We start from the raw sequence: 12797 nt of genomic DNA, 5'->3' as shown, positions 1-12797 counted from the left end.
ATCTGTTATTGGGCTGTCCAACCGCCGTCAACCTTGATACAAGTACCAGTGACCATAGCTGCAAGGTCACTTAACAAGAACAAGCAGGCATTAGCGACATCGTCGGTTGTGGCAAGTTTTTTCATGGGGATCATGTCGAAGACAAATGACTTAAATGCTTCATCTTCAAACATTGGTTCGGTAAGTGGGGTTAATACAAAAGTGGGTGCGACTGAATTAACGCGAATTCCTTGTGGCGCAAGTTCAACCCCCATTGCCTTACTTAAGCCTTCAACACCGTGTTTAGACATACAATACAAAGTACGTCCGGGCGACCCGACATAAGCCATTTGTGAAGACATATTAACGATTGAACCACCACCAGCGTTGAGCATAGGTGTTAATGCCGCTTTTGCGGTACGGTACAAACTCTTTAGATTAAGATCGATAACCGCATCTAAATCTTCATCGGCTTGCTCTAACATCGATGACACGCGATTAGTACCAACGTTATTAATTAAGCCATGTAGCTGAGGCAAGGCTTTCACTTTAGCCGCAAAACTCGCCGCCGAGACATCATCAACCCACACCTCTATCTGATCAGGTGCTTCTGCTTGTAACGATTCCAAGTCTGATTGAGTACGTGCTACAGCAATAACATTTGCACCACATTTGGCAGCCATTAAAGCGCAGGCACGACCGATTCCTTTACCAGCACCTGTAATAAGCACTGTTTTATCTTTCAAAAGCGTTTCATTAAAACCGAACATAATTCACCCAAAGTTTATTTTGCATTCGAAGTCATTATTCAGTACGATGAATTTACAATCAAGAAAATATTGTTATTTTAGATCAATAAAACTACAAAAACTGGAGCAAGAAATGATCAATTACCTCAAGAAAGGCCCCACGCAGGAAGAAAAAGTCGAATCTAACAAGAAGGTTCAATCTATCGTAGAAGACATCATTGCCGATATCGAGAAGAATGGTGACCAAGCAGTAAGAAATTACTCAGAAAACTTTGACAAATGGACTCCGGAGTCATTCAGGCTTTCGAAAGAAGAAATTGCTGCTTGTTATGAAGAAGTAAGTGAGCAAACCATTGAAGATATCAAATGGGCACAAACACAAGTTCGTAACTTCGCACAAATTCAACGTGATTCAATGAAAGACGTTGAAGTAGAGACCATTCCGGGTGTGACACTAGGTCATAAGCACATTGCCATGGAATCTGTTGGTTGTTACGTTCCGGGTGGTAAATATCCGCTAGTAGCTTCTGCTCACATGAGTGTAGTCACGGCTAAAGTCGCTGGTGTTAAACGCGTTATTGCCTGTGCTCCTCCTTTCGACGGCAAACCATCTCCAGCTATCGTTGTAGCAATGGACATGGCTGGCGCTGATGAAATTTACTGTTTTGGTGGTGTTCAAGCCGTTGCTGCTATGGCAATTGGTACTGAAACTATCGCACCTGTAGACATGATTGTTGGTCCAGGTAACGCATTCGTTGCTGAAGCTAAACGTCAACTGTTTGGTCGTGTCGGTATCGATTTATTCGCTGGCCCAACTGAAACGCTAGTTATTGCCGACGAGTCAGTTGACGGTGAATTATGTGCCGCTGACTTATTAGGTCAAGCCGAGCACGGTATTAACTCACCGGCAGTACTACTAACCAACAGCGAAAAACTTGCTAAAGACACCATGGCAGAGGTTGAGCGTCAGCTAACTATCTTGCCAACTGCAGATGTAGCAGGCCAAGCATGGCGTGATTTTGGTGAAGTGATTGTCTGTGACACTTACGAAGAAATGCTTGATGTTGCTAACGATCTAGCCTTTGAACACGTACAAGTAATGACAGAAAACGTCGACTACTTCAAAGACAATATGCAAAACTTCGGTGCGTTATTCCTAGGTCCTGAGACAAACGTGTCTTACGGCGATAAATGTATCGGTACTAACCACACTCTTCCAACTAAAAAAGCAGCGCGTTATACTGGCGGACTTTGGGTAGGTAAGTTCATTAAAACCTGTACTTTCCAAAAGGTTACTGAAGAAGCATCTGTCGTTGTTGGCAACTACTGTTCTCGCTTGTGTGCGGTCGAAGGTTTTGCTGGTCACAAAGAGCAAGCAGATATCCGCTTGAGAAGATACGAGAAATAGAGAAATTTGCATTGGATAAGAAAAAACGCGTTACCTCTTATGACGTCGCAGAAGCAGCTGGAGTCTCTCAGTCAGCTGTTTCACGAGTCTTTTTAAAAGGACGAAGTGTCTCTAAAAAAACTAGAGACAAGGTATTAACGACTGCCAAAGAGCTGGGATATAAACCTAATGCCATTGCGCGTATGTTAATAACCAAGCGTTCTGGCATGGTAGCCGTTATCTTATCCTCGCGTGCAAACCTCAATTTCCCTGAGGTATTATCTATGTTAAACAAGCATTTGGCGGATAAAGACGAACGAGTGCTATTGTTTAATCTAGATGATGCCGAAGGATTAGACGAAATTTTAGAGCAAATTTGGACCTTCCAAGTCGATGGAGTTATTGCCCTTGCAGCTCATTTCGACAACGAAAGTATCGAACAATTTAAAGATCACAATATCCCTGTCGTTTTATTTAATCGCGTGGTGCCGAGTCAAACTGCAAGCTCAGTTTGTGTTAATCACCAGCAGGGAATTCTGCAATTAGTTACCCTACTTCACGAACATCAACATCGCGACTACCTAATCATTGGTGGTTATCAAGCGTCTGACGTTGCCCAAGAACGTTTAACCTGTGCTGTCAACGCATTGTCGTCATACGGTCATAACGACGTCCCCATATTGCATGGTGATTACAGTTACCAATCCGGACGTGACGCTTTTGCCCAGTGGATGCAAAATAACCCTGCCCCCACAGCAGTCATTTGTAGTAACGATACTATGGCAATTGGTGTTATCGACGAAGCGCGTAGCAACTGGAATCTCAGAGTACCAGAAGATCTGTCTGTCGTAGGTTTCGATGGTGTCGCTGCCGTAGCTTGGCACAGTTATCAGTTAACGACCATCAAGCAGCCGCTTGAGCAAATGACAAAAGCGGCGGTGGAAATACTGCTCGAACAGATAGAATCACCTGACGATCCAGCGCAGTTAAGAGTGTGGTCCGGCTCCTTATTAGAAGGACAAACCGTTGGCCCAGCAAAAACAGTCAAATAAACCGACACTAGTCTTTCTCCCTGGTACGCTTTGCACTAGGGATGTGTTCACACCCATCATCAATAGTGAACACTTTAATAGTGTTAGCGTTGATGTAACTACTGAAAGCTCGCTATCGCAAACTACCGAGCTCATAAAACAACACATTGGCGAACAACCAGTGATACTGGTTGGTTTCTCGATGGGTGGCATGATCGCATTCGACTTTATTCGCACCTATCCACACCTCGTCGCTGGTCTGTGTTTAATCAACAGCAATTGTCACGCAGATCTACCAGGACGAAAACAGACAAGAGACCTTCACCTCGCCAAATCGAAGAGCCATGGTCTGGAATCTGTTTTACGAGAGCACTATCTCGCTAATTACTTTAGCGATGTCAATAATATCAATGCCGAGATAGTTGTCAGCATGGCTAATCAACTCGGTGTTGAGGTTTTTGAATCTCAACTATCGATCCTAGCTAATCGACCTGATTCGACAGAAGAATTGTCTAAATTTGATCGTCCAACACTGATAATAGGCAGTCAAGATGACGTTCCTTGTCCACCACTGCATCAGATTTTCATGGCAGGCATAGTCAAGCACAGTGAGTTGCATATACTCAACAATTCAGGCCATTTCGCATTGTTAGAACAGCCACAACAAATCAAAGCCATCATCGAACAATGGCTGGAGCAAACACATGAGTCAGTTTAATCAAGCACTCGCCGACAAAGCACCTCTGCTCGGCACCTTTATCAAAACGCCACATCCGCATAACACGGAGGTGTTATCACAACTAGGCTTTAACACATTGTGCCTAGATGCCGAACACGCACCATTTGGCCGTGCAGATCTCGACAGCTGCATTTTAGCCGCTCGCGCTAATCAGCAACACGTGATAGTACGCATCCCTAACGATCATCACGATACAATACTCAACGCCTTAGATTTAGGTGCCGATGGCATAGTCGTACCTCACGTTAAAACACCACAACAGTTAGAAAAAGTTATCGCTAATAGCTACTACGGCCACAACGGTAGGGGCTATGCCGGCTCAACTAGAATGGCTAGTTACACCACCAGCGCCATAGACAAAAACCTTGCCCACAACAAAGCGAATACCACAATCATTGCGCAGATCGAAGATTTAGACGCGTTAGACTGTCTCGATGAAATTTGCGAAGTGGAAGGATTGCACTGTTTGTTCATAGGCCGCATGGACTTAACTGTTGCCCTCGGCGAAACCAATCCCAACGCCCCTATCGTTATAGAAACCGTGGAAAAAATTGTCGCAACAGCGAATAAATACGGAGTGACGACAGGCATGTTTATCGCCAATTTAGATGAATTAGAGCAATGGCTAGAACAGAAGGTGTCACTATTCCTATTAGGCTCAGATCACAGCTTTATGCTCGCAGGCGCCCGCAATTTACAAGCGCGTTTTGAACAAGCTAAAAATGGTTAATCTCTTTAACATCAGAAAATATCTAATTATCGTAACGCTAAACAGTTAAGGTTTTTCTAGGCTTATAGCGCGGCCAGCTCCCGCCATTTAGCGTCTTAAATTAGAAATTGACCAATGCAAAAATCAGGGATGATTTTTGAGTATTTGCCGCAGGGATGCGGATCAAATACGGTATTGAATAGGCAATTTATCATTTAAGAATCAACGCTAAATCACGGGTCGCCTTTCTTTTGGTTACTTTTCTTTGGCGACGCAAAGAAAAGTAACTGGTGTGCTTTCGAAAGGCTTCAATTAACCAAAGGAATCTCACAAGCACACCAAATTATGCTCCAATATAGAAGTTTTCGCGTAACTATCTAACACATTAAGAGTTACGACGAGCATTTGACTTTAAGAAATTATTAAACCAACTTCGCGCCATCCACCAAACTTTGTAACTTAGCATAGGCAATATCAGGCGCTACTGAGCCAAAGCCAGCAAAAGTACCAAAACCACAGTCAGTGCTCGCCACAACGCGATCACGACCAACAATATCAACAAACTGCTTCACGCGCTGCGCTACTAATTGCGGATGTTCGACAAAGTTACTTGTGCTATCGATAACCCCAGGCATCAGAATTTTTGATTCAGGGATTTCGAGTTTTCGCTCAGCAAACACCTGCCACTCATGGCCGTGACGCGGATTCGCTGTTTCAAATAACAACTGATCGGCATTAACACTCATCAAGGTGTTAAACATTTTGTCCATAGAAATATCACATACATGCGGACCTTCATAATTCCCCCAACAGATGTGGACACGCACTTTCTCTGCCGGAATGCCTTCCAGAGCGAAATTAAGTGCTTCAACATGCTGTGCTGCAATCTTAAGAAACTCATCATCACTTAAATCGTTAAACAACATATGACGAGATAACGCCAAATCAGGACAATCTAATTGCAGATCTAGTCCCGCATCGATAATCGCTTGATATTCCTGACGCATAACCTTGGCTAGTTGCTCGAGATAGGCTTCACGCGACGGATAATATTGATTAGGTAAGAACAACGCAATAACACCCGGCGAAGCGGCATTCATAAATCCTTTAGCCGCTTTGTGCTCATTTAGCGCACTCGTCACATGCTTAATATCAGCATGCAAATCATGAGTATCTTTCACCGCAACTTCACCAGTACACATCGGACGCGCATACGTCGGTGTGCCGCCTTGTTTAGCTAAGCGTTCTAAAAACTGTGGAAACAGTTTTAAATCAGCAGGGGCATTGCGCTGACTATCACCACTAAAGCCACTATAACGATCTTTAACATAGGTCGCATAAGAAATTTTTGAAGTTTCACCATCAGAGACAATATCAATGCCCAAGTCGACCTGTTTCTTAACCACATCACTAACGTGACGCTGCATTGTTTCGTCAAATTCCGACTGACTAAACGCTTCACCGTTTTCCTTGGCAAAAATAAAATCGACAACCTCTTGATCACGAGGCAAAGACCCAACATGGGTGGTGCGAATAGGTTTAGACATAACTCTCTTCTCTATATGCTATAAACAAAAAAAGCCAAGTAGCTGACACGGCTACTCGGCTAAAGTCTTTACGGAATTAAGACAAATTTATTCAAATGAATATTTTAAACTCAAGCCCCAAGTGCGTGGATTATTCCAGTTCGCTTGTACCGAGTTAGCTGGCGCGCCATTCACAATTTGTGAATGAACAACACCACGGGTTAACACTTCTTCATCTGTTAAGTTCTGAACGAAGAAATCAACCTGAACATTTTCACTCATAATGTATGATACACGAGCGTTCACCATTGCATGAGCATCCACTTTCACTTCATCGATATTAGTATCAAACGCATAGTAATCGTCTGAATAGTTAATCGAGATATGTGGAATTAGATAAGCGCCATCGCCTAAATCATGCTCATAAGTAGCCGTTAAGCCCAAGGTAAATTCAGGAGACATCGCAGGACTCCAACCTTTAAAGCTAAACTGACTATTGTTGTCATTAACGTCTTGGCGACCATTTAAGTTACCCAAGCCAAGTAACGGACGTAGTTCAGAGTTACCTACAGCGTAATCATCTGTAAATGAAGAATCTAGGTAAGCGAATGAACCCGCAATAGTTAACTCATCTGTTGGGTACCATTGTAATTCAAACTCTGCACCAACAGATTCAATACCACCGCCATTTTCATAATATTCGAAAGTCGTTTGGCTGCCTTCAGCAACACACTCAAGAATGGTTTGACCTGAAGTTGTATCATTACAAGCTACTGCGAATAACTGTGCTTTAACATCGTCATATTCATTAATAAATGCAGCAGCATTAAAGCGCATAGCACCATCTAACAACATGGTTTTAGCACCGAATTCATACGAGATAACTTCTTCGTTATCGTATAGCGCATTTGCGCCGCGAGAAACTACACGCGCGTCATTTGCACCACCAGTACGGTAACCAGTTGCAGCACTTGCATATAACATAGTGTCATCGCTGTAATCGTACTCAATCGCTAGTTTCCAAAGCACAGCGTCATCATCCCAGTCTGGAATACTATCGCCAGTAAAGGTTTTCTCGTCTTTGTTATAACGCAGACCACCGACTAAGCGCAGGTCGTCAGACACTTCATAGCGCAATTGACCAAATACCGCAATAGAATCAACCGTGTGCGGATCGTAATCAGGGTTACCCCAGCTTGGAACTACGATACTATCGGCCGTGCCATCACCCGTCGTATCTTCACGCCACAACCAAGACCAATCAGCTTCTTGATCGTAATAGTACAAACCAGCGATCCACTGCAGTGGGCCTTCGTGATTTGAAGACAGTTGTAATTCTGTCGATAGATTTTTCTGATCATCTTTACGACCAAAACCACCAACGAAATCTAAACCGCCATCACTATAATCGTTATCGTAAAATTGAGAACCAGAGAGCTCTGAATAGTTGGTTGTCCATTTTACTTCGATGCCATCGCCGTAATAATCAAGTACGGTTGTTGCTGAAAACGTTTCCTGTTTGTCTAACGAGAACGCGTTGCGATAAACATCGTAAGGTCCTTTATCGTCGCGTTGAGCATTGCCAGGCTGATAAATATGACCGCTGCTCACTGTGGCATCTGGATTAAATACGCCTGAGCCAGGTGACGTTTCTGAGATTTGATAACCGGCGATTTGTTGATAACCCCAGATTGCTTCTGAGTTTGCATCTTTCTTTGAGTAATCTAAACGCACGGTAAAGTTAACGTCTTCGCTCGCTTCGTAACGGGTTACAGAGCGTGCATAAAATTGATTCTTTTCACGTAAATCATCAGACGGACCAGGTAAAACGTGGTTTTCGATAATGCCGTCGTGACGATCTGAAGCAACAACTACACGCGTTGCTACTTTATCGCTCATTGGAATATTTAAAATACCCTCGTAGGCACTGCGATTATATGAACCCGTGGTGACTTTAACGTTACCTTCAAATGAATCCATAACAGGTTGCTTGGTAATAACATTAATACTGCCTGCAAAAGTATTACGACCGTATAAAGTACCTTGAGGACCACGTAAAACTTCAATTCGCTCAACATCAACAAAGGCGCCTAAACCGGCTGTTGTCGTCGGCACATAGATGCCATCTTGGAAAATACCAACAACCTGCTCAGCGATACCAGTACCTGCAACACCAACCTCGTTAGTACGAGCACCACGCATTGCCGGACGAACTTCACCGCCTGAACTACCTACTTTTAGACCAGGAACAACACTGTCCAAGCCAGTCAGATCAACAATACCGGCGCGCTCAATGTCTTCATCACCCATGGCAGTGATCGACGATGATACTTCTTGCAAACTTTGCGCTTGACGGTTAGCTGTAACCATAATGGTTTCAACTTCTTTCTTCTTTTTCGCCGCGTCTTTCTTTGCATCTTCAGCCATTGCTGAAGGAAGAATCATCGCATTAGCGACGGCCAATGCAACAACCGACTTGGTTAACGTTTTATACGCATTTGACTTCATTTGTGGTTCCCCTTACTTGCGGCACTGCCTACAAGCTCTTTGCTGTGAATTTCTCTTATTGTTGTAAATAGTGTTTATTTTGTAATCACAATATATTTGTACTTCGGATTCACAAACAAGTCAATTAAATTTAAAAATCAATTAACAAACAACTAACCAAAATCGACAAGAAACCTTAACAAAAACACACTAACCATTGATTTGTATACATAATATTTTTTAACAATTTCCAATATCAATTTTAGTACTGCGAAGTCATAATTGTATATCTTTATACAATTACCTTCACAAAATTTGATTGAGTATTCATATTATGTGATTAGCTATTCAATAAAAAAGGCGCCGAAGCGCCTTTAATATAAATTGATAGCAGAACACTGCTAGAGAAAACCTAACTAGACCCTAGCTTTATTAAACTCACGCATTCGGGCTAATACATCGACTCCCAACTGATCGTAAACCGACAACAAATCGATAAGCACCCAGTTTTCGCGAATTAAATCGCCTTCAACACGCCAAAAATCAAGACTACGCATCGAAATCTTCTGATTCCCTGGGGCAATTCCTAGCCAACCACTGCCATTGACTGTCATAAACATCCCCGGCCATGCGGTATAACCAACATAACTGTCATCTGCAAAGGCATGCCCCAAATGGGGGTCGCCAACACGATCTGGTAAGCCATTGAGAAATGGAATTTGATGCCAGTTTCTAAAACCAGTTAAGGTACGAGCTGTACCAATCCCCGATGGCCCATACCACGAACAACGAGGATGCCAATAATCGGTCAGTCGCATTGCCTCGACACCACCTGTCGCGTGATTCCCCAAGGCATCACACATATCAACGACTACTTGCAAGGATTTAGCAGTCACTGCACTATCCTGTGTCTTTAAACTAATACCATCGAGAGTAGCAGGTCCAGGCACATGCCATTCACGTCCTAAGCTGGGTACCATTGGCCAAGCATTAGCTTGCATCATCAGCTCGGGGATGTCCCAAATAGCTTGGTATTCCACCACCTTGCCATCGACAAATTTGTAAAATTCATGAAAGCGCATTGCCGCCATATGGCCTGTCGGTGGAATATCTAACCAAGCGTTAGCAAAGGTTCCGCAATAATAGCCGCAGCATCCAACCCAATCATCGCCACGTTCCGTAGTACCAGACATAATAATGGTATCGCGCCGTTCCAAATCAGGGAAAGCTCGTTGCAAACTAGCAATCGCTTCATCATATAGCGCTTGAGCATTGGCTAAAGTTTCAAATGGATAACACAGTTGCACTAAGGCATCATCTGCAAACAAGTCGCTAAGTTGTTGCTGAACTTCAGTGGCGTCAAAGTTATATAACGCCTTACTTAACTCAACTACCCGTTGTTTATTACTCAACAGAGAACTCATATCCTACTCCTGCTTTTAGCGCTTCGGGTTAACGATATTAGCGGTGCGCTCTAAGATATCGACGCCCTGCTGTTTAAGCCAATAAGGAATATCTATAAGTACCCAGTTCTCGAGTAGTTTGTCACCCTCGCGATAATAAACATCAACCACTCGCATATCGGCTCTCACATCACCACTAGGCAATCCTAAGAAACCACCTTTAGCTTTGTTTGATAAATTTGGCCAACCAAAGAAACAGGCAAAATTGCCCTCGGCGAAACGACATACATGACCATTGAATACCTTATCGTGTAAACCTTCTCTAAATGGATACATGTGCTGCTCTTGATAACGACCAATAGTATAGGTTGCGCCTATTCCCGCAGGGCCATACCACACCATATCGTTATGCCAGTTCTTTTCCATTACCTCAGGTCCCGCGCGATCATTAGCGGTTTGGTTTAGCTTGCTCAAATCTTCAATCATGGTATTGAGCACGGTTAGAGTTTTTTCAGCTTGCGCTGGCTCATGTTCATCAAATAACAAACCGTTGTGATGGCGAGGTCCCGGATAGACAAAAGACGCACCAGTTTGCGGCGGCAATGGGTTAATTCCAACTTGATGCATTAGACCAATAATATCTAGCCATAAGCCCGTCTTGGTAATCTTACCGTTTTCAACACAGTTAAATTCAGCATACCGCACCATAGCTACCTTGCGATTTGCGGGAATTCCCAACCAATCATTATCAAACAAGCCCATGAAGTGTCCCATGCTCATAACCCAGTTTTCACCGCTTACTTCATTTTTTCCTGCCATGAATACGTCTTGGCGGCGCTGAATGTTGCTAAAAGAATGGTATAGCGGTTGCCACACTTGCTGGGTCACATCACTCAAATTGTTAATTTTGTTAAAGGGATAAACGCCAAAAAATTCATATTCATCATTTATGTAGCGCTGTTGTACTTGCGAAAGCGTATCGACTGACGCCTGCTCTAACTCATCAAAATACTTGATAACTAGAGACTTTTCTTGTTGAAAATTACTCATTTTGTTTATCCGTTGTTCAGTTTTTTGTCATTATGGGTTAAGAATGTATTTACTATTGACTTCGAAGTCAATATGATAAAAACCACACGCTAAGAAAAATAATTCAATAAACCGAGGCGACCCCATGATCGAATTTGGCGCAATCAACTGGAGCATCTTGATAGTTTACATCGTTGCTAACCTGCTTTTAGGTGTAGTAATCGGTAAAAAGATCGAGACTGATCAAGACTTTTATATTGGAAGAAAAACAACCCCTTGGTGGGCAATAGGTATTTCCGTTATTGCTACTTATGTAAGTGCTTTAACTTTCTTAGGCGCTCCAGCTTGGGCCTATAATGAAGGTCTAAGCGTTATTGCAATCCACCTTAACTACCCGCTCGTTATCATGGCGGTGATCATTTTCTTCTTCCCGTTCTTTTATAATGCCGGCGTTGCCTCAATATATGAGTATCAAGAAAAGCGTTTTGGTAAACGTGCTCGTGCATTGATCTCAAGTATTTGGTTAGTTTCTCAAACCATGTCCTCCGCTGCAGTACTCTATGCTACTTCAGTGGTATTGAGTTTCATCACTGGTATGGATGTTATTCTAGCCATTGTCATAGTAACCATTATTGCCTTAGTTTACACCGTGTTAGGCGGTATTACGGCGGTAATTTGGACCGATGTTATTCAATCCGTCATTCTATTTGCAAGTGCAGGCATTATCTTCTACGCCCTTACAACTGAGAGCAATTTCTCGGTTATGGATTCATTAGGCCAATTAAAAGAACAAGGTAAACTCAATCCACTACTGACTGACTGGGACTTGTCATTAACCAGTACCGTGTGGAGTGGTGTTATTGCAATGGCCCTATACCACACCACGGTATACGGTACTAACCAGATGATGGTTCAACGTACCCTAGCTGCTAAGAATATCGGCGATGCGAAAAAATCGTATCTTCTTATGGGATTCGTAGCCTTCTTTATCTACTTCTTCTTTATCGTATTAGGTGTGCTGTTCTACAGCTACTACCAAGGCAAAACCTTTGAAGATGAAAACACCATCATTTTACAATTCGCTGCCGACTACGGTATGCCGGGCTTGATGGGTATTATTGCAGCCGCTGTTATGGCCGCTTCTATGTCGAGTCTAGACTCCGCCTTTAACTCGCTATCAACCATAGCCACGCTTGATTTCTACAAGAAGTACTTTAAGAAAAACGAATCAGATGCTCACTATCTGAAAGCATCGCGTTACTTCACCGTATTTTGGGCGCTGATTATTATCTTCCCAGCCATTATGTACCACCTCCATAGCTCCGGCTCGATCTTAGAAGTACTGAGTCAAGTGGGGTCTTACTTTGTCGGTGCACAACTCGGTATGTTCGCCCTTGGCTTTTTCTCAAAACAAGCCACCGAAAACGGCTTATTGGTGGGGACAGGTGTTGGCTTTATTGTCGTTGCAGCAGTGGCACTTAGCACCGACATCGCATGGCCTTGGTACTGTCTAATCGGCGCAGCAACTAACGTCATTATTACAATTATCGCTAGCCGTTTAATCGACGGTAAGCAGACAGAAGTATCTGAATACACTGTCAAAGGCCAAATGGCTAAATTTGCACGCGAAGGCTTACCAGAAAAAGAAAATGGTTGGTATCGCATTCCGGGTAAAGTTGACCCGATTAACTACTGGTTATTCGCCTTCTTTATCGGCACCTTAATTTTCCTTGCATCACTGCAATACATTGTTTAACG

10 protein-coding genes are annotated in these 12797 nt (G+C 43.2%); 5 read left to right on the top strand and 5 right to left on the bottom strand.

Going from position 1 to position 12797, the window contains the following annotated elements; translation table 11 throughout:
* Positions 1-5: 5 nt before the first annotated feature.
* Positions 6-725: an SDR family NAD(P)-dependent oxidoreductase gene (locus MHM98_RS17850; RefSeq protein ID WP_239440760.1), complete on the bottom strand. Its 720-nt coding sequence runs from the start codon at positions 723-725 to the stop codon at positions 6-8.
* Positions 726-861: 136 nt separating this feature from the next.
* Between MHM98_RS17850 and hisD the strand changes: the two genes are divergently transcribed.
* From hisD to MHM98_RS17830, 4 genes are read left to right on the top strand one after another with little or no spacing between them, the layout of a single operon-like run.
* Entirely contained in the window at positions 862-2136 is a 1275-nt protein-coding gene (gene hisD / locus MHM98_RS17845) for a histidinol dehydrogenase (RefSeq protein WP_239440759.1), read from the top strand.
* 11 nt (positions 2137-2147) lie between these two features.
* A complete protein-coding gene (locus MHM98_RS17840; protein ID WP_239440758.1) occupies positions 2148-3167 on the top strand; it encodes a LacI family DNA-binding transcriptional regulator in 1020 nt (339 codons plus the stop codon).
* Complete coding sequence (locus MHM98_RS17835) at positions 3142-3864, top strand: alpha/beta hydrolase (RefSeq protein WP_239440757.1); 723 nt, start codon at positions 3142-3144, stop codon at positions 3862-3864. Before MHM98_RS17840 ends, MHM98_RS17835 begins: the two co-directional genes overlap by 26 nt.
* The gene (locus MHM98_RS17830) at positions 3851-4615 is read left to right on the top strand and encodes an aldolase/citrate lyase family protein (RefSeq protein ID WP_239440756.1); all 765 of its coding nucleotides are present in this window, start codon (positions 3851-3853) and stop codon (positions 4613-4615) included. The genes MHM98_RS17835 and MHM98_RS17830 overlap by 14 nt, the downstream gene beginning before the upstream one ends.
* 401 nt (positions 4616-5016) lie before the next feature.
* Here the strand turns inward: MHM98_RS17830 and MHM98_RS17825 are convergent, their stop codons facing one another.
* From MHM98_RS17825 to MHM98_RS17810, 4 genes are all read right to left on the bottom strand, one after another.
* Complete coding sequence (locus MHM98_RS17825; RefSeq protein ID WP_239440755.1) at positions 5017-6141, bottom strand: cobalamin-independent methionine synthase II family protein; 1125 nt, start codon at positions 6139-6141, stop codon at positions 5017-5019.
* A gap of 87 nt (positions 6142-6228) precedes the next feature.
* A complete protein-coding gene (locus MHM98_RS17820; RefSeq protein WP_239440754.1) occupies positions 6229-8628 on the bottom strand; it encodes a TonB-dependent receptor in 2400 nt (799 codons plus the stop codon).
* Between the two features lie 395 nt (positions 8629-9023).
* Positions 9024-10031 (bottom strand): ester cyclase, encoded by a 1008-nt coding sequence (locus MHM98_RS17815; RefSeq protein ID WP_239440753.1) that lies wholly within the window; start codon positions 10029-10031, stop codon positions 9024-9026.
* 15 nt (positions 10032-10046) lie between these two features.
* Positions 10047-11060, bottom strand: a complete 1014-nt coding sequence (locus MHM98_RS17810) for a nuclear transport factor 2 family protein (RefSeq protein WP_239440752.1) — start codon at positions 11058-11060, stop codon at positions 10047-10049.
* 124 nt (positions 11061-11184) lie between these two features.
* Between MHM98_RS17810 and MHM98_RS17805 the strand changes: the two genes are divergently transcribed.
* The gene (locus tag MHM98_RS17805; RefSeq protein ID WP_239440751.1) at positions 11185-12795 is read left to right on the top strand and encodes a sodium/solute symporter; all 1611 of its coding nucleotides are present in this window, start codon (positions 11185-11187) and stop codon (positions 12793-12795) included.
* The last annotated feature ends 2 nt before the right edge of the window (positions 12796-12797 follow it).

This window comes from Psychrobium sp. MM17-31 (assembly GCF_022347785.1).
Taxonomy (GTDB): Bacteria; Pseudomonadota; Gammaproteobacteria; order Enterobacterales; family Psychrobiaceae; genus Psychrobium.
Note: the sequence above shows the minus strand (reverse complement) of the source record. Positions and strands in the feature narration are given on the sequence as shown.

Excerpts from the sequence above, each read along its gene's own strand:
- MHM98_RS17805 (WP_239440751.1), top strand. The coding sequence starts at position 11,185 with ATGATCGAATTTGGCGCAATCAACTGGAGCATCTTGATAGTTTACATC.
- MHM98_RS17810 (WP_239440752.1), bottom strand. The coding sequence starts at position 11,060 with ATGAGTAATTTTCAACAAGAAAAGTCTCTAGTTATCAAGTATTTTGAT.
- MHM98_RS17815 (WP_239440753.1), bottom strand. The coding sequence starts at position 10,031 with ATGAGTTCTCTGTTGAGTAATAAACAACGGGTAGTTGAGTTAAGTAAG.
- MHM98_RS17820 (WP_239440754.1), bottom strand. The coding sequence starts at position 8,628 with ATGAAGTCAAATGCGTATAAAACGTTAACCAAGTCGGTTGTTGCATTG.
- MHM98_RS17830 (WP_239440756.1), top strand. The coding sequence starts at position 3,851 with ATGAGTCAGTTTAATCAAGCACTCGCCGACAAAGCACCTCTGCTCGGC.
- hisD (WP_239440759.1), top strand. The coding sequence starts at position 862 with ATGATCAATTACCTCAAGAAAGGCCCCACGCAGGAAGAAAAAGTCGAA.
- MHM98_RS17825 (WP_239440755.1), bottom strand. The coding sequence starts at position 6,141 with ATGTCTAAACCTATTCGCACCACCCATGTTGGGTCTTTGCCTCGTGAT.